The 20,219-nt window shown below is 70.6% G+C and carries 21 protein-coding genes; 8 read left to right on the top strand and 13 right to left on the bottom strand.

What is annotated here, in order from left to right; all coding sequences use genetic code 11:
- Positions 1-43: 43 nt before the first annotated feature.
- Positions 44-1,096, bottom strand: coding sequence for an LLM class flavin-dependent oxidoreductase (locus tag OHB49_RS14870; RefSeq protein WP_329160778.1), 1,053 nt, complete (start codon positions 1,094-1,096; stop codon positions 44-46).
- 210 nt (positions 1,097-1,306) lie between these two features.
- Here OHB49_RS14870 and OHB49_RS14865 point away from each other — a divergent pair, with 210 nt between their 5' ends.
- Positions 1,307-1,636, top strand: coding sequence for an ATP/GTP-binding protein (locus OHB49_RS14865; RefSeq protein ID WP_267001756.1), 330 nt, complete (start codon positions 1,307-1,309; stop codon positions 1,634-1,636).
- 21 nt (positions 1,637-1,657) lie between these two features.
- Here OHB49_RS14865 and OHB49_RS14860 read toward each other — a convergent pair whose 3' ends face one another.
- From OHB49_RS14860 to mce, 7 genes are all read right to left on the bottom strand, one after another.
- Complete coding sequence (locus OHB49_RS14860; protein WP_329160776.1) at positions 1,658-2,551, bottom strand: ABC transporter permease subunit; 894 nt, start codon at positions 2,549-2,551, stop codon at positions 1,658-1,660.
- A complete protein-coding gene (locus OHB49_RS14855) occupies positions 2,548-3,684 on the bottom strand; it encodes an ABC transporter ATP-binding protein (RefSeq protein ID WP_030971509.1) in 1,137 nt (378 codons plus the stop codon). The genes OHB49_RS14860 and OHB49_RS14855 overlap by 4 nt, the downstream gene beginning before the upstream one ends.
- A gap of 191 nt (positions 3,685-3,875) precedes the next feature.
- The gene (locus OHB49_RS14850; RefSeq protein ID WP_030971506.1) at positions 3,876-4,658 is read right to left on the bottom strand and encodes an ABC transporter permease subunit; all 783 of its coding nucleotides are present in this window, start codon (positions 4,656-4,658) and stop codon (positions 3,876-3,878) included.
- Positions 4,659-4,663: 5 nt separating this feature from the next.
- Positions 4,664-5,662: an ABC transporter ATP-binding protein gene (locus tag OHB49_RS14845; RefSeq protein WP_030971504.1), complete on the bottom strand. Its 999-nt coding sequence runs from the start codon at positions 5,660-5,662 to the stop codon at positions 4,664-4,666.
- An 86-nt stretch (positions 5,663-5,748) separates the two neighbouring features.
- Positions 5,749-6,687 carry a cellulose-binding protein gene (locus tag OHB49_RS14840; protein ID WP_030971502.1) on the bottom strand — a complete coding sequence of 313 codons (939 nt, stop codon included), beginning with the start codon at positions 6,685-6,687 and terminating at the stop codon, positions 5,749-5,751.
- A 185-nt stretch (positions 6,688-6,872) separates the two neighbouring features.
- On the bottom strand, positions 6,873-10,667 hold the full coding sequence (scy, locus tag OHB49_RS14835; protein WP_329160771.1) for a polarized growth protein Scy: 3,795 nt from the start codon (positions 10,665-10,667) through the stop codon (positions 6,873-6,875).
- A gap of 165 nt (positions 10,668-10,832) precedes the next feature.
- Positions 10,833-11,261, bottom strand: a complete 429-nt coding sequence (gene mce, locus OHB49_RS14830) for a methylmalonyl-CoA epimerase (RefSeq protein ID WP_030916038.1) — start codon at positions 11,259-11,261, stop codon at positions 10,833-10,835.
- 135 nt (positions 11,262-11,396) lie between these two features.
- On the opposite strand from mce, the gene OHB49_RS14825 reads away from it, so the two are divergent.
- From OHB49_RS14825 to OHB49_RS14815, 3 genes are read left to right on the top strand one after another with little or no spacing between them, the layout of a single operon-like run.
- Positions 11,397-12,599 carry an acetyl-CoA C-acetyltransferase gene (locus tag OHB49_RS14825; RefSeq protein WP_030971497.1) on the top strand — a complete coding sequence of 401 codons (1,203 nt, stop codon included), beginning with the start codon at positions 11,397-11,399 and terminating at the stop codon, positions 12,597-12,599.
- Positions 12,600-12,643: 44 nt separating this feature from the next.
- Positions 12,644-13,600: a methylmalonyl Co-A mutase-associated GTPase MeaB gene (gene meaB, locus OHB49_RS14820; protein WP_329160770.1), complete on the top strand. Its 957-nt coding sequence runs from the start codon at positions 12,644-12,646 to the stop codon at positions 13,598-13,600.
- A gap of 45 nt (positions 13,601-13,645) precedes the next feature.
- Positions 13,646-13,837 (top strand): hypothetical protein, encoded by a 192-nt coding sequence (locus OHB49_RS14815; RefSeq protein ID WP_329160768.1) that lies wholly within the window; start codon positions 13,646-13,648, stop codon positions 13,835-13,837.
- Here OHB49_RS14815 and OHB49_RS14810 read toward each other — a convergent pair whose 3' ends face one another.
- Positions 13,838-14,281 carry a PepSY domain-containing protein gene (locus tag OHB49_RS14810; RefSeq protein WP_329160765.1) on the bottom strand — a complete coding sequence of 148 codons (444 nt, stop codon included), beginning with the start codon at positions 14,279-14,281 and terminating at the stop codon, positions 13,838-13,840.
- A 120-nt stretch (positions 14,282-14,401) separates the two neighbouring features.
- Between OHB49_RS14810 and OHB49_RS14805 the strand changes: the two genes are divergently transcribed.
- Positions 14,402-15,064, top strand: a complete 663-nt coding sequence (locus OHB49_RS14805; RefSeq protein WP_030971491.1) for a response regulator transcription factor — start codon at positions 14,402-14,404, stop codon at positions 15,062-15,064.
- The gene (locus OHB49_RS14800) at positions 15,061-16,545 is read left to right on the top strand and encodes a sensor histidine kinase (protein ID WP_329160763.1); all 1,485 of its coding nucleotides are present in this window, start codon (positions 15,061-15,063) and stop codon (positions 16,543-16,545) included. The genes OHB49_RS14805 and OHB49_RS14800 overlap by 4 nt, the downstream gene beginning before the upstream one ends.
- Positions 16,546-16,662: 117 nt before the next feature.
- Here the strand turns inward: OHB49_RS14800 and OHB49_RS14795 are convergent, their stop codons facing one another.
- The 4 genes from OHB49_RS14795 to OHB49_RS14780 all read right to left on the bottom strand — a co-directional run bounded on the left by OHB49_RS14795 (position 16,663) and on the right by OHB49_RS14780 (position 19,338).
- A complete protein-coding gene (locus OHB49_RS14795) occupies positions 16,663-17,139 on the bottom strand; it encodes a MarR family winged helix-turn-helix transcriptional regulator (protein WP_030971487.1) in 477 nt (158 codons plus the stop codon).
- Positions 17,140-17,276: 137 nt separating this feature from the next.
- Positions 17,277-18,059 carry an AIM24 family protein gene (locus OHB49_RS14790; protein WP_329160762.1) on the bottom strand — a complete coding sequence of 261 codons (783 nt, stop codon included), beginning with the start codon at positions 18,057-18,059 and terminating at the stop codon, positions 17,277-17,279.
- Positions 18,056-18,706 carry an AIM24 family protein gene (locus tag OHB49_RS14785; protein WP_030916049.1) on the bottom strand — a complete coding sequence of 217 codons (651 nt, stop codon included), beginning with the start codon at positions 18,704-18,706 and terminating at the stop codon, positions 18,056-18,058. The genes OHB49_RS14790 and OHB49_RS14785 overlap by 4 nt, the downstream gene beginning before the upstream one ends.
- Positions 18,706-19,338, bottom strand: a complete 633-nt coding sequence (locus OHB49_RS14780) for an AIM24 family protein (RefSeq protein WP_037689357.1) — start codon at positions 19,336-19,338, stop codon at positions 18,706-18,708. Before OHB49_RS14780 ends, OHB49_RS14785 begins: the two co-directional genes overlap by 1 nt.
- A gap of 211 nt (positions 19,339-19,549) precedes the next feature.
- On the opposite strand from OHB49_RS14780, the gene OHB49_RS14775 reads away from it, so the two are divergent.
- Positions 19,550-19,900, top strand: coding sequence for a DUF3817 domain-containing protein (locus OHB49_RS14775; protein WP_030971481.1), 351 nt, complete (start codon positions 19,550-19,552; stop codon positions 19,898-19,900).
- On the top strand, positions 19,897-20,190 hold the full coding sequence (locus OHB49_RS14770) for an MTH1187 family thiamine-binding protein (protein WP_030971479.1): 294 nt from the start codon (positions 19,897-19,899) through the stop codon (positions 20,188-20,190). Before OHB49_RS14775 ends, OHB49_RS14770 begins: the two co-directional genes overlap by 4 nt.
- Positions 20,191-20,219 lie beyond the last annotated feature (29 nt).

Below are 20,219 nucleotides of genomic sequence, written 5' to 3'. Positions count from 1 at the left end.
CAACTGGCTCCGGGGCGGCAGCTCCCCGTACTCATACGGGTGTTCATGTCAGGAGTGGCAGTACCTCGGTGCCCAGCCGCGCTACGTTCTCCTCCGTGGCCGCGAGATCTCCCGAACCCTCCGCCAGGAGCGCGAACCTGGTGATGCCCGTCCGCTCGGCGGTGGCGGCGAGCCGGTCGGCCGCGAACCGGGGCGGGCCCACCGGATGAAGACCGCACAGCAACTCCGTGTACGCGATCGGATCGCGCATCACCCGGTGCCTGCCGTCGACCGTCACATGGGCGTCGAGCCCCTGCCGCAGCCAGCCCGGCATCGCCTTCACGAGCGTCTCCACGGCCTCCTCGCGCCGGTCCGCGATCTGGGCGACGCCCGCGGAGACATGGCCCGCGTCCCGGACGCTCTCCGGGGAACGGCCCGCGGCGAGGGCGGTGGAACGCCACAGGGCGACCATCTCGGCCTTCTCCTCGTCCCCGCAGTGCATGCCGAGGAGCATCGGCAGGCCGTTCTCCGCGGCGAGTCTCACGCTCTCCGGCGAGGTGCACGCGACGATCACCTCGGGGCCGCCCGGCCCCTGCGCGGTGTCCTCGCGGTGCTCGTCGAGCAGTTCGTCGGCGCGGGGGACCACCGCGACCTCACGGAAGCCGAATCGCTCCCCACGGCCCGCCACACGCGGTTTGCTGAGCCAGTCGAGCAGCAGCTGCAGCGACTCGGGGAAGCCGCTCTCGTACGCCTTCAGGCCCCCTCCGAACACCTCCAGATCCACCCAGGGGCCGCCCCGGCCCACGCCGAGGGAGAACCTGCCCCCGCTGGTGAGATGGAGCAGCGCGGCCTGCTCGCCCAGCGCCACCGGATGCTGGGACGGCAGCACGCTCACCGCCGTACCGACCCGGATTCTGCGGGTGCGGCCGAGCAGCAGTGCGGCCAGGGTGACGGCGGACGGGCAGACCCCGTACGGCACGAAATGGTGCTCGGCCAGCCAGACCGAATCGAGTCCGGATTCCTCCGCGACCTCGGTGGACCGGATCGCGCGATGCAGCGCTTCACCCGGTCCCTGGCCCGGAAACTGGGCTGCCAGTACAAACGTTCCCACGCGCATCGCCAATTGCCTCCTTGCGGCCGACGCGGCTCTCCCCTATAGGCAACAACGTCTGACACGTGCCAAAGGCACGGTCCACGGCGAAGTTGTTGCGATTTTCCGGTAACCCGGTCCTGTCCGTGTCCCGTTCCGGGACCTCCTGGACGCCTGCCCCGTCCGAATGGCCCTACGCTGGACGGGAACTGCCCGGCCTGCCCAGTGAGGTGTCCCGTGTCCCCGCGCCGCAACCGCCCCCGAGGCGGCGAGAGTCCCACCGGCAGCGCAAGCGAGGCGGGCGAGCGGTACGGCGGGGGTGGGCGCGCAGAGGAGTGGCAGGGCGAGCAGTGGTCGGTCCGTCCGGTGAGCGGGGCGAGCGCGGCGGGAAAGAGGTACCGCTGCCCCGGCTGCGACCAGGAGATCCCGTCCGGCGTTCCGCATCTCGTGGCCTGGTCCGAGTACGGCGGGATCGACGACCGCAGGCACTGGCACAAGGCCTGCTGGAATGCGAAGGACCGCCGCACCACAAGGGTGCAGCGGTCCAGGAACGCGCCGCGCTACTGAGCTGCGCGGGCCGGTGACCGGTCAGACGTCGCGCCGGTCGAGCGACACATAGGCGCCGATCATGGCCACGGCCGTGACGCCGAGCATGATCCAGAGCGGCTCCCAGCCGGACGGACCCGACGAGGCGACGGACGCGTCGTAGAACGCGCCGAGCTGGCTGGGGATCGAGTACTCGAAGAGGGCCTGCTGCACGTCGGCGAGCGACTGCGAGAACATGAACATGGCCAGGACGAGCGGCAGCAGCACCACGGCGATCATGATCGTGATCGCGCCGGCGGAGTGCCGGATGAGGGCGCCCACCGCGAGCGACAGCAGCCCCAGCGTCGCGATGTAGAGGCCGACGCCGACCGTGGCGCGCAGCCAGTCGCCGCCGGTCGGCTCCGCGCCGCCCAGCATGGCCGTCTGCAGCACCGCGACGAGCGCGGTCGTCACGGTCGTGATGACGAAGGTGAGCAGGAAGAAGACGATCGCCTTCGCGGTCAGCACCCGGCCGCGGGTGGGGCAGGCCGTCAGCGTCGTACGGATCATGCCCGTGCCGTACTCGGAGGCGATGGTCATCACGCCGAGCGTGATCACGCAGATCGAACCGAGGAGCACCCCGAAGAAGCCGAGGCTGAGCACGGGGGTGTTGCCGAGTTCGGAGCCGGACGCGTCGACGGCGATCGCCGACAGCAGTCCGATGCCGAGCAGCAGCACGATCATGATGCCGAGCGTCCACATCGTGGAGCGCACGGAACGGATCTTGGTCCACTCGGAGGCGAGCGCGTCACCGAGGGTGGCACGCCGCTGCGGGATCGGCGAGGCGTAGAGGCCTGCGGGCGCCCCCTGCCAGTTCTGCTGCGGGGCCGCAGGCTGCTGCGGATACTGCTGCGCCTGCTGCTGGTACGGCGCCTGCGGGGTCGGCGGCGTTGTCATCGGGCGTCCTCGCTGGTGTCGCGCTGGGTCAGGTCTGCGGGGCCGGTGGCGGGCACGGCCGGGGCGGCTGCGGCCGGGGCGGCCACGGGGGGCGCCGTGTACGGGTTCTGTCCGGGCGGCGGCGGGGCGTACCAGCCCTGCTGCGGCACCTCCTGGACGGGCGGCTGCGCGTACCCGCCACCCATCACGGGCTGCTGCAGCCCGGTCCGCTGGTCCACCGTCGATCGGTAGTCCACGGCGCCCTGCGTCATCCGCATGTACGCCTCCTCCAGCGAGGCCTGGTGCGGCGAGAGCTCCCACAGCCGGACGTCCGACTCGTGCGCGAGATCGCTGATCCGCGACAGCTGCAGCCCGGTGACGCGCAGCGCCCCGTCCGGCTCCGACATGACCCGGCCACCCGACTCGGTGAGCGACGCGGTCAGCTTCTCCCGCAGCTCCGGCTGCGCGTCCGGGACCCGCACCCGGGCGAAATCGGCCGAGTTGGCGGAGATGAAGTCCTTGACGCTCATATCGGCGAGCAACTGCCCGCGGCCGATCACGATCAGATGATCGGCGGTGAGCGCCATCTCGCTCATCAGGTGGCTGGAGACGAAGACCGTGCGCCCCTCGGAGGCGAGCATCTTCATCAGGTTGCGGACCCAGAGGATGCCCTCGGGGTCCAGACCGTTGACCGGCTCGTCGAAGAGCAGCACCTGCGGGTCGCCGAGCAGTGCCGCCGCGATCCCGAGCCGCTGCCCCATGCCGAGCGAGAACCCCTTGGACCGCTTCCTGGCGACGTCCTGCAGACCGACGACGCCGAGCACCTCGTCGACCCGGGCGGCCGGAATGCCGGCGAGCTGGGCCAGCGAGAGCAGGTGATTGCGGGCGCTGCGGCCACCGTGCACCGCCTTGGCGTCCAGCAGCGCACCCACCTGACGCGGGGCGTTCGGCAGGCTGCGGAAGGCGTGCCCGCCGATCGTCACATGGCCCGCCGTCGGACGGTCCAGGCCGAGCATCATGCGCATGGTGGTGGACTTGCCCGACCCGTTGGGACCGAGGAATCCGGTGACGGCACCCGGCCGCACCTGGAAGGAAAGGTTGTACACGGCCGTCTTCGCGCCGTAGCGCTTGGTCAGGCCGACTGCCTCGATCATGCTCCAGCCCCATCGACTTATCTGTCGTCGGGGCCCAGGCCGACCGGCCGCACGCCCCCCGTAAGAGTTAGGAGGATATCCAGGCCTTGACGGTTCCGGCCAAGCCGTTGCGGGGGTGCGTCACCCACGTATCGGACCGAACCGGATGTCTTCCTCCTGCTTTCCTCTGCTTCCTCCCGCTTCCACCGGGATCACGCGTCCCGCTTCTTGAGTACGAGATAGCCGCCGATCAGCGCGGCGACCACCCACGCCACCAGAATGCCGAGCCCGCCCCACGGGCCGTACGGGGCCGGGTCGCTGCGCATGGCGTCCGGAACCACCTGCATGATCTTGGAGCCGGCCCGGTCGGGGAAGTAGCGGGCCACGTTCTTGGCGCCCGGGACCGCCGACAGGATCTGGGAGACCAGGAAGAAGAACGGCATCAGGATGCCGAGCGACAGCATCGAGCTGCGCAGCATCGTGGCCACGCCCATGGAGAAGATCGCGATCAGGCCCATGTAGAGGCCGCCGCCGAAGACCGCGCGCAGGACGTTGTCCGCACCGATGTCCGTGCGGTGGTCGCCGAGCAGGGCCTGGCCGAGGAAGAAGGTGACGAAGCTGGTGGCGAGGCCGACCACCAGGGCGAGGACGCCGGCGACCGCGATCTTGCTGAAGAGGAACGAGCCGCGCTGCGGTACGGCGGCCAGCGAGGTGCGGATCATGCCGGAGCTGTACTCCGTACCGACCACCAGGACACCGAAGACGACCATCGCCAGCTGGCCGAGGATCATGCCGGAGAAGCTGAGGAAGGTCGGGTCGAAAGTGGCCCTCTCCGGTGCGGGGAGATCGTCGAACTGGGCGTTCATCAGTGCGCAGAGTGCCGCGCTCATCGCCACGGTGACGACGAACGCGGAGATCAGGGTCCAGGTGGTCGAGGAGACCGTACGGATCTTGGTCCACTCGGAGTTCAGGACCGCGGGTACCGACGATGCCATCGTCGTCACGCCCCCTTTCCGGGGCCGGGGGTGCCGGACTGCAGGTTCCACTGCCCGCCCCACTGCGGGCCCGCGAGCGCCGGTGGCGGCCCGGCGTGGTCCGCGTGGGCGTGGTACTCCACGGAGTCCGCCGTCATCTGCATGAACGCTTCTTCCAGCGAGGCCCGCTGGGAGCTCAGCTCATGCAGCACGATGTGGTGCTGCGCGGCCAGCTCGCCGAGCTGCTCGCTGGTGGCGCCGTCGATCTCCAGCATGCCGCTCCCCGACTCGACCGCGATGATGCCCGCCTCGTGCAGCACATCGCGCAGCCGTTCCTGCTGCGGGGAGCGCATGCGTACGTAACTGCGCGAGTTCTGGTGGATGAAGTCGGCCATCGAGGTGTCGGCGAGCAGTCGGCCCTGGCCGATGACGATCAAGTGTTCTGCGGTGAGGGCCATTTCGCTCATCAGATGCGAGGAGACGAAGATCGTCCGGCCTTCCGCCGCGAGCGTCTTCATCAGATTGCGAATCCAGTGAATTCCCTCGGGGTCCAGACCATTGACGGGTTCGTCGAACATCAGAATCTCGGGATCACCGAGCAGCGCGGCCGCGATTCCGAGCCGCTGCCCCATACCGAGAGAGAACGACTTGGACTTCTTCTTCGCCACCGCGCTCAGGCCGACGGTGTCGAGAACCTCCGGGACACGGCTCTTCGGGATGCGATTGCTCTGCGCGAGACAGAGCAGATTGTTGTACGCGCTGCGGCCGCCGTGCATGGACTTCGCGTCGAGCAGCGCGCCGATGTGCTTCAGGGGTTCCGACAGCTCGCGGTAGTGCTTGCCGTCGATCCGCACCGATCCGCTCGTCGGGTTGTCGAGATCGAGCATCATCCGCATCGTGGTGGACTTGCCCGCCCCGTTCGGGCCCAGAAAACCCGTCACCATTCCAGGCCTGACCTGGCATGAGAGGTGGTCGACGGCAACCTTGTTACCGAAGCGCTTGGTGAGACCATCAAGCTCGATCATGCGCTCACGCTAGAACGGGCGCGCGCCCGGCGCCACCACAAGGGCGGAACCGGGCGCGCAAGGGGTACAGCTGAGGTACTGAGGGATCAGCGGGTCTGCTGAGCCGGGACCCCACGGGTGACGGGCTCGTCGTCCACCGGCGAACCGGCGGCGGCCACCGCGGCACCGGTCAGCGTCGCCAGCATCTCGCGGACGTTGGTCAGCTGCGCGTTGATCGAGTCGCGGCGGTTGGTGAGCGCCGCCAGCTCGCGCTCCGATTCGCTGCGGATCCGGTCGGCCTTCGCGTTCGCGTCGGCCACGATGTCCTCGGCCTGACGCTGCGCGGTCTCCACCGTCTGGCGGGCCCGGCGCTCGGCGTCCGTACGGAGCTTCTCGGCCTCCAGGCGGAGCTGCTCGGCACGGTGCTCGATCTCGGCGAGGCGCTTCTCGGCCTTGGCCTGACGGGACGCGAGGTCGCGCTCCGACTGGTCGCGGCGCTTGGCCAGGTTGGTCTCGAAGTCCGCGGCGGCCTGGGCGGCCTTGGCGCGGGTCTCCTCGAAGAGGGCATCCGCCTCCTCGCGCTTCTGCGCCGCGTCCTTCTGGGCCTCGGTGCGCAGCGAGCCGGCCTCACCCTTGGCCTTCTCGACGATGCGTACGCCCTCGTCCTCGGCCTTCGCCTTGCGCTCGGTGGCGAACGACTCGGCGTCGTTGCGCACCTGCTGGGCGGCAGACTCGGCGAGCTCGCGGTGCTGCTCGGCGGCGCGACGGGCCTCCTCGCGCAGGTCCTTCGCCTCCTCCTCGGCGAGGCGGAGGATCTTCTCCACGCGCGCACCGAGACCGGCGTACGACGGCTCCGCGTCGTTCACCTGGGCCTGGGCGTTCTGCGTTTCGAGGTGCAGCTCCTCGATGCGCTTTTCCAGAGACGTGATGCGGGTGAGAGCACTATCACGGTCGGCGACGAGCTTGGTAATGCGGTCATCCACCTGACCGCGGTCGTAACCACGCCGCACGAGCTCGAAGCCGAAGGGGGAGGAAGGGTCACTCATGGGGTTCCTGTCGAAGTAAGACCGGTGAGGTGATAGGGGGAATCCTAGGGGCCCGAGCGGCGTGTCATCGAGTGGATGCCCGTTTGATCTGGAGAATGACCCCCCTTTTGAGTGGCTAACCCCCGGAACCCTTGCCACTCGGAGGGGCGAACCTCCTTGTCGAAGCATGTGACTCGGCCGGGTGACTACCCCTCGGACGACTTGCCACTCGATCGAGTGCCGGCCGAGGCCCCGGCTTTGACGCCGCCCGTGGAACCGCCGCCCGCACCCTTGCCGCTGCCCGGTGCCTCGAAGGACTCCAACGCCTCCAGGACGTCCTGGACACGGGAGATCTCCGTGTTGATGTCCTCGCGCCGGCGCACCAGGACATCGAGCTCGCGACGGCCCTCGTCCACCGTCTTCTTCGCCTCCTGCTCGGCGTCGGCGCGCAGCTTCTCGGCCTCGCGGACCATGCTGGCCTTCTTCTGCTCGGCCTCCTTCAGCAGCGACTCGGCCCGCTTCACGGCGGCGATCCGGACCTTGCTCGCCTCCGAATTCGCGTCCGCCAGCAGCTCCTTGGCCTTCGCCGTAGCTTCTTCGCGCTGCTCCGTCGCCGCCTTCATCAGCTTGTCGACGCGCTCGCCCGCCGTCTTCATCTGCTCGGAGGTCTCGCGCCGCGCCCGGTCGTGCAGCTCCTCGATCTCGCTCTCCAGACGGGCCCGGAGCTCCTCGGCCCGCTCCCGTATGGCCGTGGCGTCCCGGCGGGCGCCGACCAGCAGCTCGTCCGCGTCCGTACGGGCCCGCTCCACCAGCGAGTTGCCCTCGACGGTCGCCTCCGCGGTGATCCGCACGGCCTCCTTGCGGGCCGCGCCGACCATCGTGTCGGCCTGCTTCTCGGCCTCGGTGGCGGCGCGCAGCGCCTCCTCCTGGGCCTTGTTGACGAGCTGGTCGGCCTGCTCGGCGGCGTCGGCACGGCGCTTCGCCGCCGCCTCGCGCGCCTCGTCGAGCAGCCGGTCCGCCTCCTCGCGGGCCTCCCCGCGCATCTGCTCGGCCGCCGCCTCCGCGTCGGCGCGCACCCGCTCCGACTCCTCGCGGGTGCGGGCAGCGTGCTCCTGCGCCGAGCCGACGGTGGCTGACGCCTCCGCACGCAGCCGCTCCGCCTCGTCGGTGGCGTCGCCGACGAGTTCGGTCGCCTGCTGCGTCGCCTCGGTAAGGATCCGCTCGGCCTCGCCCGTCGCCTCGCCCACCAGCCGGTCGGCCTGGGCCGCGGCGTCCGAACGCATCCGGTTGGCGTCCTCGCGGGCCTCCGCGCGGCTGCGCGCAGCGTCCTGCTCGGCCGAGGCCAGCGCATCCGACGCCTCGGTACGCATCCGCTGGCTGTACTCCGCGGTGTCGGTGCGCAGCCGCTCCGACTCGGTGATCGCGTCGCTGAGGGTCCGCTCGGCCATCGCCTTCGCGGCCTCGGACTCCTCCTGGGCCTCCCGGCGGATGCGCGCCGAGTCCTCGCCGGCCCGCTCCCGCTCCGCGTACGCGTCGGCGCGGACCCGGTCCGCCTCCTCCTGCGCCTCGGACTTCGTCCGCTCCGCGACATGCTCGGCGGTGGAACGCAGCCCGGCGATCTCCGCCTCGGCCTGCTCGTGGAGCCCGGAGACCGAATCCCGTACCTGCTGGGCGGTCTGCTCGGCGGCGGAGACCATCTCGGTCGCCCGGGCGTCCGCCTCGCCGACCAGCCGCTGGGCCTCGGCCTGCGCCTCCTCGACCCGCTTACGGGCGGAGGCGAGGAGCTCCTCGCTCTGCTCGCGGGCCCGCTCGCGCTCCTGGGTGGCCTCCGTGCGCGCGGCGTCGAGGGTCTCCTCGGCCTCGCGGCGGCGCCGGTTCGCCTCCTCCTGGGCGGCGGCCAGTGCCTCGGCGGCCTCGGTGCCGACCCGCTCGGCCGCGGCCGCGGCCTCGGACCGCACCCGGTCGGCGCTCTCCTGCGCCTCGGTCCTGAGCCGCTCCGCCTCGGATGCCGCCTCGCTGCGCAGCCGTACGGCGACGGCCTCGCCCTCCGCACGGGACCGCGACGCATCCGCCGCCGCCTCGTCGCGCAGCCGCTCGGCCTCGGTCTCGGACTGCTGCTGCAGGGCGCGCAGCCGCTCGGCGGCCTCCGCGCGCAGCCGCTCGGACTCCTCGTTCGTCTCGCGCCGGATCCGCTCCGCCTCGGCGCGCGCGTCCGTGAGTGCCTGCTCGGCGGTGGTGACCCGGGTCTCGGCCTCGGTATGCAGCCGGATCAGCTCATCGGCCGCCTCGGCATGCCGGGCCGCGACCGCACGCTCGGTCTCCTCACGGAGCTCCGCCGCGGCCTGCTCGGCCGCTGTCGTGGTGGACTCCGCCTGCTCCTCGGACTCGGTACGCAGCCGCTCGGCCTCCGCGCGGGCCCGCTCCAGGGCCTCCTCGGCCTGCTTGCGCAGCACCGAGGCGCGCTCGATCGCCTCGGCACGGACCCGTTCGCTCTCGGTGCCCGCGGAGGTCCGCAGCTCCTCCGCGTCCGCCTTCGCCTTGGACAGCAGTTCCTCGGCGGTCTTCGCGCCCTCCTCGATCTGCTGGACGGCCTCGCGGCGGGCCTCGCCGCGGATCCGCTCGCCCTCGGCGACCGCCTCGGAGCGCAGCTGCTCGGCCTCGCCGCGCAGCCTGCGCGCCTCCTCCTGCAGCTCGACCGTCTTGGCCCGGTACTCCTTGGTGTCGTCCTTGGCCGCGCCCTTGAGCTGGTCGGCCTGCTCCGCCGCCTCGCCGCGCAGCCGGTCCGCCTCGGCCTCCGCCTCGCGGCGGATCCGGTCGGCCTCCTCGCTCGCCGCGCGGGTGGTGGACTTCGCGTCCTCGGATGCCTTGGTCAGCACCTCCTCGGCGGCCCTGGCCGCCTTGGCGAGCTGGGCCGCGGTGTCCTCGGCGGCCGCTGTGCGGGCCTTCTCCTGCGCCTCGGACGTGAGCCGCTCCGCCTCGGCACGGGCGTCGGCGAGCGCCTGCTCGGCCTCCGCCTTCAGCGCCTCGGCGTCCTTCGTGGCCTCGCCGACCAGCCGGGCGATCTCCGACTTGGCCGTACGGGTGCGCTGCTCGTTCTGCGACTCGGCGCCGGCCAGCCGCTTGACCGCGGCCTCCTTCGCCTCCGTGAGGACCTTCTCGGCCTCCAGGCGGGCCTCGCGCAGCTGCGTCTCGGCCTCCTGCATGCGCTGCTCGGCGGCCCGGTTCAGCTCGGCGGTCTGCTGTCTGGTCTGCTCGGTCTCCGCGTTCGTCGACGTGCGCAGCTGCTCGGCGTGGCTGGTGGCCTCCTGCGCCTGGTTGGACGCGGCGTTGAGCAGCCGCTCGGCGTCCTTGCGGGCGCGCAGCAGGATGGTCTCGGCCTCGGCGCGGGCGGACTCCGCCTCGGAGCCGAGCCGCTGCCGGGTCTCGTCCGCGAGCCGGACGGCCTCGGCGCGGGCGCCGGACAGGGACTGCTCGGCCTCGGCCCGCGACTCGTCGAGCAGCCGGCGGGCCTGGGACTCGGTCCGGGCCCGCAGCTGCTCGGCCCAGGCGACGTTCTCGTTGACGTGCGACTCGACGGTCTGGCGGCGCTCCGCGAGCTCCTGGTCGAGCTGCTGCCGCCGCTGCACGGCCTCGTTGTGCAGCTCGGCCTGCAGCCGCGCCTGGTGTTCGGCGTGCTCCTGCAGGATCCGCTGCGTCTGCGCCCGGGCGTCACGGAGCTCGCGCTCGGCGTCGGTCCGCAGCTGATCAGCCTGGATCTGGGCATTACGGAGCAGCTGTTCGGCCTGGTAGCCGATGTCCGCGCTGTCGTACGCGGGACGGGTCGCGAGATTGCGCCGAGCCTCATGCAGCTTGGCGCGCAAGACCTCGACCTGGTAACCGAGGTCCTCGGCGTGCTGGACGGCCTTCTCCCGGTCGGTCTTCAGCCGATCCATCTCGGCTTCGAACCGCGAGAGGTGGTCGTCGTCAGCTCGGTGGCTCTCCTGGCGTTCGTAGCCCCGCACTGCGCGGTCCCATCCGTCCCCTGGTCGCAACTCTCGAAACGAGTACCGTTCGCCGGCGAACGGTCCCCCGGGGAATGGTGACAGATCAACGGCTGGGGACGCGGCGCGGCCCCGACCCGGCCCCGGCCCGGAATCGCCCACTCTACCGGGCCAGGTATCCGGAGGTCAGTGCTCCGCTGCGGACGTGACCAGTTCGGTGAGGACGCCGTGGCAGTCCTTGGGGTGCAGGAAGGTGATCCGGGACCCCATCGAGCCGGTCCTGGGCTCGTCGTACAGCACCCGGACGCCCTTGGAACGGATGTCCGCCGCGTCCGCGTCGACGTCCGCGGTGCCGAAGGCGATGTGGTGGACCCCCTCGCCGTTCTTGGCCAGCCATTTACCGACGGCCGAGTCCTCGCGAGTGGGTTCGAGCAACTGGAGGTACGAGGCACCGCCGTCCGAGGTCTCATTGATCTTGAGCATGGCCTCCCGCACGCCCTGCTCCTCGTTGACCTCGGAGTGGAACACTTCGAAGCCATAGGTCGAGCGGTAGAACTCGACAGTCCTGTCGAGGTCGAAACAGGCGATCCCGATGTGGTCGATTCGCGTCAGCATGGACAACAGTGGAGCGCTCAACCGATGGTTACGCAACGTGCGCGCGATCACACCCGCTGCCGGATGACGGGCGGGGTACCGCTCAGTACATTCGAGTAAACCCTCGTTCACATCTAATCCAAGGGGCCGTGCCTCATGTCTGGAACGACCGGTACCACCTCAGTGATCGTCGCGGGCGCCCGTACGCCCATGGGGCGTCTTCTCGGCTCCCTGAAGAGCTTCTCCGCAGCCGACCTCGGCGGCTTCGCCATCAAGGCCGCGCTGGACCGGGCCGGCATCGGCGGCGACCAGGTCGAGTACGTGATCATGGGCCAGGTGCTCCAGGCCGGGGCGGGGCAGATCCCGGCACGCCAGGCCGCGGTCAAGGCAGGCATCCCGATGAACGTTCCGGCACTCACCGTCAACAAGGTGTGTCTGTCCGGGCTCGACGCCATCGCGCTGGCCGACCAGCTGATCCGGGCCGGCGAGTTCGACGTCGTGGTCGCCGGTGGCCAGGAGTCCATGACCAACGCCCCGCACCTGCTCCCGAAGTCCCGCGAGGGCTACAAGTACGGCGCGATCGAGATGCTCGACTCGATGGCGTACGACGGTCTGACCGACGCGTACGAGAACATCCCGATGGGTGAATCCACCGAGAAGCACAACACCCGTCTCGGCCTGAAGCGCCTGGACCAGGACGAGATCGGCGCCCTGTCCCACCAGCGCGCCGCCGCCGCCCAGAAGAACGGTCTCTTCGAGGCCGAGATCACCCCGGTCGAGATCCCGCAGCGCAAGGGCGACCCGGTCCTCTTCTCCAAGGACGAGGGCATCCGCGCCGAGACGACCGTCGAGTCCCTCGGCAAGCTGCGCCCGGCCTTCACCAAGGACGGCACGATCACTGCCGGCACCTCCTCGCAGATCTCCGACGGCGCCGCGGCGGTCGTCGTGATGAGCAGGACCAAGGCCGAGGAGCTGGGCCTGGACTGGATCGCCGAGATCGGCGCGCACGGCAATGTGGCGGGCCCGGACAACTCGCTGCAGTCGCAGCCGTCCAACGCGATCAAGCACGCGCTGAAGAAGGACGGCCTCTCCGTCGAGGACCTCGACCTCATCGAGATCAACGAGGCGTTCGCGGCCGTCGCCGTCCAGTCGATGAAGGACCTCGGCGTCTCCCCGGAAAAGGTGAACGTCAACGGCGGCGCGATCGCGCTGGGTCACCCGATCGGGATGTCCGGCGCCCGTGTGGTGCTGCACCTGGCGCTGGAGCTGAAGCGGCGTGGCGGCGGCACGGGTGCGGCAGCGCTGTGCGGCGGTGGCGGCCAGGGCGATGCGCTGATCATTCGCGTTCCGGGCAAGTAGTAGTCGTACGTACGCAGCTGCAGAGCGAACCGAACGGAGCGGTAATGGTGGACGTCCCCACCCTGGTCGAGCAGGCCCGTGAGGGCCGGCCGCGGGCCGTGGCCCGGCTCATCTCGCTGGTGGAGGGGGCGTCGCCGCAGCTGCGCGAGGTGATGGCGGCCCTCGCGCCGCTGGCCGGGAACGCGTACGTCGTCGGCCTGACCGGTTCGCCCGGTGTCGGTAAGTCGACCTCCACGTCGGCGCTCGTCTCGGCGTACCGGCGGGCCGGCAAGCGCGTCGGTGTACTGGCTGTCGACCCGTCGTCGCCGTTCTCCGGGGGCGCGCTCCTCGGCGACCGGGTCCGGATGTCGGAGCACGCCTCCGACCCCGGCGTCTACATCCGTTCCATGGCCACCCGCGGACATCTCGGCGGCCTCGCCTGGTCGGCGCCGCAGGCGATCCGGGTGCTGGACGCGGCGGGCTGCGACGTGGTCCTGGTGGAGACGGTCGGCGTCGGCCAGTCGGAGGTGGAGATCGCCTCCCAGGCCGACACCTCCGTGGTCCTGCTCGCCCCGGGCATGGGCGACGGCATCCAGGCGGCCAAGGCCGGAATCCTGGAGATCGGCGATGTGTACGTCGTCAACAAGGCCGACCGGGACGGTGCGGACGCCACCGCGCGGGAGCTCAACCACATGCTGGGCCTCGGGGAGTCCCGGGGGCCCGGCGACTGGCGACCGCCGATCGTGAAGACGGTCGCCGCCCGGGGTGAGGGCATCGACGAGGTCGTCGAGGCGCTGGAGAAGCACCGGGCGTGGATGGAGGAGCACGGGGTCCTCGCCGAGCGGCGGGCGGCGCGCGCGGCCCGCGAGGTCGAGACGATCGCGGTCACCAGACTCCGCGAACGCATCGACGACCTCCACGGCGACCGTCGCCTGGACTCCCTGGCCGAACGCATCGTGGCGGGCCGCCTGGACCCGTACGCCGCGGCGGACGAACTGGTGGCGGGAATCACCGGGGCCTGACAACCGGGGCGGGCGGCGTGCGGGCCGCCTGCCGCCCGGGGTGGTGTGCGCCGAGGACGCGTCGATGAAGGGCCGCTTCCTCGCGACCCGCATACCGAGGGAAACGCCGACAGCAAGGGCGTGAAGGTCCACTCCGGCCGGCCCGCGGGGAGGGCCGAGCCGGAGCTGATCGCGCCGGGCGACGTGGTGTATCCGATCTTGGCCGACGGAACGGCGCTCTCGGGCTACGCGCCCTGATCAGTCGTCGTCGCGGTCGTCGTGCCGGTCATGCTCGTGCCGGCCGCCCCCGTGGTGACCGTCGTCCGAGTGGTGGGGGGTGACCGCGGCGGTCCTGGCGTCCACGTTCAGCTCGTGGTGCCTGCCGTCCTTGCCGTTGATCTCGACCTCCCAGTGCGGCGCTCCGCCACTCCGGTCGGCGTCGTCGAGCTCGATCGAGGTGACCGTGCCCGGCGCCGAGCGCAGAGCGGCGTCGATCGCAGCGGAGCGCGTGACGGAGGCCGGCCGCGACGTGTGCAGGCCGCGGTCGTCGTTGGTGTCGTCGTCGGAGGTGTGCTTGCCGAGCACCTCCGCGCTGTCGTGGCTGTCCCGGCCGCTGTCGTCGGCGAAGGCGGCGGCCGCGGCGGTCCCGCCGCCGATGAGTACGGCCGCGGTGACGGCGGCGATGGCGATCCTGTGCTTCATGAGGGTTCCTCCCGATGTGGGTTGCCCGTGTTCGACGTGAACCACCGTGGCGCACCGATGCTGAACGCAGCCTGAAGCCACCTGAAGCCGTCTTCAGGTTCCGTTTGCCACTCTGTGCGTATGCGTCTGTTGATAGTGGAGGACGAGAAGCGGCTGGCGATGTCCCTGGCCGGGGGACTCACCGCCGAGGGCTTCGCCGTGGACGTCGTGCACGACGGACTCGAAGGGCTGCACCGGGCGGGCGGAGGGGCGTACGACCTCGTCGTTCTCGACATCATGCTGCCGGGGATGAACGGCTACCGGGTCTGCGCCGCCCTGCGCGCCGCCGGCCACGAGGTGCCGATCCTGATGCTGACGGCGAAGGACGGGGAGTACGACGAGGCGGAGGGGCTGGACACCGGCGCCGACGACTATCTGACCAAGCCGTTCTCGTACGTGGTGCTGGTCGCCCGGATCCGGGCACTGCTGCGGCGCCGGGGCGGCGGTTCCGCCTCGCCCGTGCTCACCGTCGGCGCACTGCGGATGGACACCGCCGCCCGCCGCGTCCTCCTCGGCGAGGACGAAGTCACCCTTACCGCCAAGGAGTTCGCCGTGCTGGAGCAGCTGGCCCTGCGGGCGGGACAGGTGGTCAGCAAGGCGGACATCCTGGAACACGTCTGGGACTTCGCGTACGACGGGGACCCGAACATCGTCGAGGTGTACGTGAGCGCGCTGCGGCGCAAGCTCTCCGCCGCGGCCATCCGCACGGTGCGCGGCGCCGGCTACCGGCTGGAGGCGCTGTGAGATCGGTGCGGGCCAGGACCGCGCTCGGCGCCACGGTGGTGGTCGCGGTCGCCCTGATCGGCGCCGGGCTCGCCGTACTCCTCGTCCTGCGCGCCAACCTCACCGATCAGGCCGGCCTCCAGGCGGAGGTGGCGGCCCGTGAGGTCGCCGGACAGCTGGCCCTCGATGTGCCGGTCCCCCAGCTGGACCTGCCCGACGCGGAGGAGCACCCGGTCCAGGTGACCGACGAGGACGGGCGGCTGGTGGCCGTGTCCGAGGACCTGGTGGCGATCACCGGCACGGGCACGGACCGGGTCGAGCCCCAGGCATCGGCCGTGCCGACGAGTACCGGCACCGACACGGACGACGACGGCGGCGGCGACCGCCACGGAGGCGAAGACCGGGGCGACGACGATGCGAACGTCAGCATTCCCGCCCGCGGTGAAGTCTCCACCGACGACCCGGACTTCACCAACGGCACCGCCACCGTCGACGGCGGCACGGCCGACTACCGCTTCGCCTCGGTCTCCGCGACCACCGGCGCCGGTGTGACCCTGACCGTCCACGCGGGCGCCCCGCTCGCCACCGAACAGAAGGCGGTCGGCAGTGTGAGCCGCGCGATGCTGATCGGGCTGCCCGTGATGCTGCTGATCGTCGCCGCGGTGACCTGGCTGATGACAAGGCGCGCGCTGCGGCCGGTCGAGGGCATCCGGGCGGAGATGTCCGCGATCACGGCGTCCGAGGATCTGTCCCGGCGGGTGCCGGAGCCCGGTTCGCGCGACGAGATCGCCCGGCTGGCCCGTACCACCAACGAGACCCTGACCGCGCTGGAGGCCTCGGTCGACCGTCAGCGGCGCTTCGTCGCGGACGCCTCGCACGAGCTGCGCAGCCCGATCGCGTCCCTGCGGACACAGTTGGAGGTGGGCGCGGCCCATCCGGAGCTGCTGGATGTGCCGGGGGCGGTCACGGACACCGTGCGGCTCCAGGCGCTGGCCGCCGATCTGTTGCTGCTGGCCAGGCTGGACGCGGGGGAGCGGCCGGGGGGCACCCGGCTGGACATGGGCGCGCTCGTCCACGAGGAGGTCTCGCAGCGCACCGGCGACCGGATCACGGTGACGGTGTCCGTACCGCCGTCGGAGCCTCTCGAAGTCACCGGCTCACGCAGTCAGTTGGCGCGAATCATCGGCAACCTGCTGGACAACGCCGAGCGTCACGCGGAGAGTTCGGTCGCCGTCTCGGTGCGTACGGTACGCGGCAGCGTGGTGGTCGCGGTCAGCGACGACGGGCCGGGCGTTCCGGAGCCCGAGCGTGAGCGGATCTTCGAACGCTTCGTGCGCCTGGACGACGCCCGCAGCCGCGACGAGGGCGGCGCGGGCCTGGGCCTCGCCATAGCGAGAGACGTGGCCCGCAGACATCAGGGCACCCTGACGGTCAGCCGGTCCCCGGAAGGCGGTGCCCGCTTCGAACTGCGCCTGCCGGCAAGGCCGGATCCAGGCAGATGAGGTCGGCACGGGGCCCGCTGATGAGCACGCCCCCGGGCGGATCGAGCCCGTCCGGCGATCGAGGACGAAGCGGCCGCGCCCCCGCGACGGCGCACCCCACCCGCGCGCCCCGCCGCGCTACGGCTTGCCCCGCCGCCCCCGCAGATGATCCGCGACCGGTGTCAGCGCCGCGTGCAGGTCCGCCAGTGCTTCGGGCGTCAGCAGGTCCATGAAGTGTTTGCGCACCGAAGCGACGTGGTGCGGCGCGACCTTGTGCATCGTCTCCGCGCCCGTCTCCGTGAGTACCGCGAACAGCCCACGCCGGTCGGACTCGCAGTTCTCCCGGCGGACCAGCCCGGCCGACTCCATCCGCGTGATCTGGTGCGAGAGCCGGCTCTTGGACTGCAGAGTGGCGGCGGCGAGGTCGCTCATCCGCATGCGCTGGCCGTCCGACTCCGAGAGGTTGACCAGGATTTCGTAGTCGTTCATGGTCAGGTCGAACGGCTGGAGATCCTTCTCCAGCTGATGCATCAGCAGTCTGCTGACGTCCAGGTGGGTGCGCCAGGCGCACTGCTCCGCGTCGCTCAGCCAGCGGGTGGCCGTCTCGGTCTCCATGTATGGATTCTACCTAAGAAGTTGAAATCTGGACGAACTAGACTGGGTGTGATGTCCGGCACCCGCCCGGAGACCGGCTCAGGAGTTCGGTCCGGGCTGGGCGCAGACGTTCGACGTCACACTCTGCAGACTACCGTTCACAAACCGAAGCGGCGCTGGAGGTCCCCCAGCTGCCCGGGCAGACGGGGGGCGGAGCCGGGTTGACCTGCACCGGGTGAGTGCTGCCCACCGCCCGGCACCCCGGCCTGCTGCGGAGTCAGTCCCGTGGCCTGTTCGGGCATCAGGACCTCCGTCGACTGGAGCAGCACCGTACCGGCGCCGACGAACTCGAACTGGTGCTCCTCGCCCGACGTCCCGCCGATCCCCGTCAGCGATCTGAGCCCGCCCATCACGCCCGTCATGTAGCCGTGGTCGTAGTGGTGGCAGGGTGAGGGGCAGTCCGCCCAGCCCACCAGCGCCTGCGGATCGACCCGCAGCGGCGGCTCCATGAAGACCACCGGACCGTTCGACGCGGCCACGAACTTCCCCGTACCGATCAGCGTGAGAAAGCCCGGCACGATCGACTGCTTGAGTGCCAGCGTCGGCTGGTACGCGAGGAGGTTGCCGGAACGGATCGTCAGGTTCCCGTCCTCCAGGTCGTACGAGTTCACGTCGAACGCCCGGTCGGCGAGCAGCATCTTGCCGCTGCCCTCGGCCACCACCCAGTCGCTCGCGTGCAGCGGCGAGTGGAAGCTCGTACGGATCAGCCGCTCGAAGCGACCGTGCCCGATGCCGTTGAACTCGATCCGCCCGTAGTAGGCGATCATCTTGCCCTTCTGCAGGAACCACTGGCTCCCCTTGAGCTCCACGCAGAAGGTGTACGAGTTGACGTTGTCGTCCGACGGCAGCGTCATCGGATCGAAGATCACGGGCGTGCTCACAGCTTCTCCTCCGACGCCTGGACGTACACCGCGCCACTGCCGCTGAGCTCCAGCTGGAACGCCTCGCCGGAGCCGCGCCCCACCATGTCGCGCCAGCCGAGCGCGGTGGAGAGCTTGTTGCGTACGTCGCCGTGGTGCGCGACATACGCCTGGGGGTCCACATGCACCTCGCGGCCCGGGGTGATCGGCAGCTCGATCACCCCGCCGTGCGCCATCACCGCGACCGCGCCATGGCCCTTCAGTGTCGTGGTGAACAGGCCCTGCCCGGTCACCTGACCGCGCACCATGCCCATGACCCCGCCCTGCGCACCCATGAACATCGTGCCCTGCTGCAACGTCCCGTCGAAGGCGAGCAGCCGGTCGGCCTCCACGTAGAGGGTGTCGCCGGCCAGGTTGATCACCTGGATGTGGTGGCCGCCGTGGCCGAACATCACCGTGCCGCTGCCCTCGACCGTCATCAGCGGGGTCGCCTCGTTCGCCACCCGTCGGCCGATCATCGACATCAGGCCGCCCTGGCCGCCCTGGATGTTCGGCGTGAACGACACCTCGCCGCGGTACGCGAGCATCGCGCCGCGCTGGCTGAACATCTTCTGGCCGGGGACCACCGTCGCCTCGACCATCTTCGAGTTGATCTCACGGAACGGCATCAGACATCGCCCCCGATGGTGTTCCGCTCGCTCGGCTGCACGTAGACGAGGCCCTCGCCCTCGAACCGGATCTGGAACGACTCGCCCGAGCCCTCGCCCATCAGCGTCCGGAAGTTCACCCCGGACTGGAAGTGCTGCTGGAGGTTGCCCTGGTGGGCGATGTACGCGCCGGGGTCGACGAACAGCGGGTACTGGGCCGTCACCCGCAGCACCACGGCCGAGCCGTCCGACATGATCGCCGCCTGGCCGGTGCCCTCGACGGTGGTGGTGAACAGGCCGTTGCCGGTCGCCCCGCCGCGCAGCCCGGTGAAGGTGGTGCCGGTGCGCAGCCCGGCGTCGGTGCAGAGCAGATTGCTCGCCTCCACATAGAGCTTCTCGCCGCGCAGCGACACGAGGTTGATCTCGCTCGCGCGGTCGGCGAAGTAGCAGGTGCCCTGCCCTGTCACTTCCATCACGGTCATCTGCTCGCCGGTGAGCCGGCGGGTCACCATGCCGCGGATCCCCTCACCGCCGCCGGACATCTTCTTGAACGCCATCCGGCCGTCGTACGCGACCATCGAGCCGTTCTTCGCCTTGACGGCGTCGCCGGTGAGATCGACGGCGAGCGTCTTGCTGCCTTGGAGTCGGAACATTGCCACGGGGTGACGTTAGCGGCCCGGACCAGGGCCCGGACAGGGTCCATGGACCTATCCGGCCCCTGAGTCGACCCTGATATGCGCCGATAAGTGCCCATCGGCGGGTCGCGCCCCCCGCCCCCGGGGCTTGTGGGGTGCGATGTCACAATGGGGGACGCTTGTGCCTGTATTCACAAGCCGTCACGACCCTCCCACCGAAGGTGCCCTCGTGGACATCAAGACCGCCACCGCCCTGCACCGGCTGCGCCTCATCTCGATTCCCGAGGCGCTCTCCTTCCCGGCGCTGATCATCTTTGGCTCGATCCTCAGCCGTGTCTCCGACATCGACTTCCTGATGATGCCGCTCGGCATGCTGCACGGCGTCCTCTTCGTGATCTACGCCGTCCTGCTGCTGGACGTCTGGTCCAAGACCAAGTGGCCGTTCAAGCGCGTCGCGTTCTTCTTCCTGCTGGCGCTGCTCCCGTTCGGCGGGCTGTACGGCGACAAGGTGCTGAAGCGCTACGAGGCCGATGGGGTCATCGCCGCCCGCGCCCGCCGGGAAGGCGTGGTCAGCGCATGATCGTCGCCTTCTCCGTCAGCCCGCTGGGTGTCGGTGAGGACGTCGGTGAGTACGTCGCCGACGCCGTCCGAGTCGTCCGCGAGTCCGGCCTGCCCAACCGTACGGACGCCATGTTCACCTCCATCGAAGGTGAGTGGGACGAGGTCATGGACGTCGTCAAGCGGGCGGTCGCGGCCGTCGAGGCCCGCGCCGGACGTGTCTCCCTCGTACTGAAGGCCGATATCCGCCCCGGCGTCACCGACGGCCTGACCTCCAAGGTCGAGACGGTCGAGCGCTACCTCGCGGACTGACACCGGCCTGCCGCACCACCTGACGAACC

The sequence above is a fragment of the Streptomyces sp. NBC_01717 genome (assembly GCF_036248255.1).
Classification (GTDB): Bacteria; Actinomycetota; Actinomycetes; order Streptomycetales; family Streptomycetaceae; genus Streptomyces.
The sequence above is the reverse complement of the archived record's forward strand: the minus strand, read 5'-3'. Positions and strand labels throughout refer to the sequence as shown.

Bases quoted from the DNA above. Each gene is read 5' to 3' on its own strand.
- OHB49_RS14805 (WP_030971491.1), top strand. From the start codon at position 14,402: ATGCGTCTGTTGATAGTGGAGGACGAGAAGCGGCTGGCGATGTCCCTG.
- meaB (WP_329160770.1), top strand. From the start codon at position 12,644: ATGGTGGACGTCCCCACCCTGGTCGAGCAGGCCCGTGAGGGCCGGCCG.
- OHB49_RS14810 (WP_329160765.1), bottom strand. From the start codon at position 14,281: ATGAAGCACAGGATCGCCATCGCCGCCGTCACCGCGGCCGTACTCATC.
- OHB49_RS14860 (WP_329160776.1), bottom strand. From the start codon at position 2,551: ATGACAACGCCGCCGACCCCGCAGGCGCCGTACCAGCAGCAGGCGCAG.
- OHB49_RS14845 (WP_030971504.1), bottom strand. From the start codon at position 5,662: ATGATCGAGCTTGATGGTCTCACCAAGCGCTTCGGTAACAAGGTTGCC.
- OHB49_RS14840 (WP_030971502.1), bottom strand. From the start codon at position 6,687: ATGAGTGACCCTTCCTCCCCCTTCGGCTTCGAGCTCGTGCGGCGTGGT.
- OHB49_RS14795 (WP_030971487.1), bottom strand. From the start codon at position 17,139: ATGGAGACCGAGACGGCCACCCGCTGGCTGAGCGACGCGGAGCAGTGC.
- OHB49_RS14785 (WP_030916049.1), bottom strand. From the start codon at position 18,706: ATGCCGTTCCGTGAGATCAACTCGAAGATGGTCGAGGCGACGGTGGTC.
- OHB49_RS14825 (WP_030971497.1), top strand. From the start codon at position 11,397: ATGTCTGGAACGACCGGTACCACCTCAGTGATCGTCGCGGGCGCCCGT.
- mce (WP_030916038.1), bottom strand. From the start codon at position 11,261: ATGCTGACGCGAATCGACCACATCGGGATCGCCTGTTTCGACCTCGAC.
- OHB49_RS14855 (WP_030971509.1), bottom strand. From the start codon at position 3,684: ATGATCGAGGCAGTCGGCCTGACCAAGCGCTACGGCGCGAAGACGGCC.
- OHB49_RS14770 (WP_030971479.1), top strand. From the start codon at position 19,897: ATGATCGTCGCCTTCTCCGTCAGCCCGCTGGGTGTCGGTGAGGACGTC.
- OHB49_RS14850 (WP_030971506.1), bottom strand. From the start codon at position 4,658: ATGGCATCGTCGGTACCCGCGGTCCTGAACTCCGAGTGGACCAAGATC.
- OHB49_RS14870 (WP_329160778.1), bottom strand. From the start codon at position 1,096: ATGCGCGTGGGAACGTTTGTACTGGCAGCCCAGTTTCCGGGCCAGGGA.
- OHB49_RS14780 (WP_037689357.1), bottom strand. From the start codon at position 19,338: ATGTTCCGACTCCAAGGCAGCAAGACGCTCGCCGTCGATCTCACCGGC.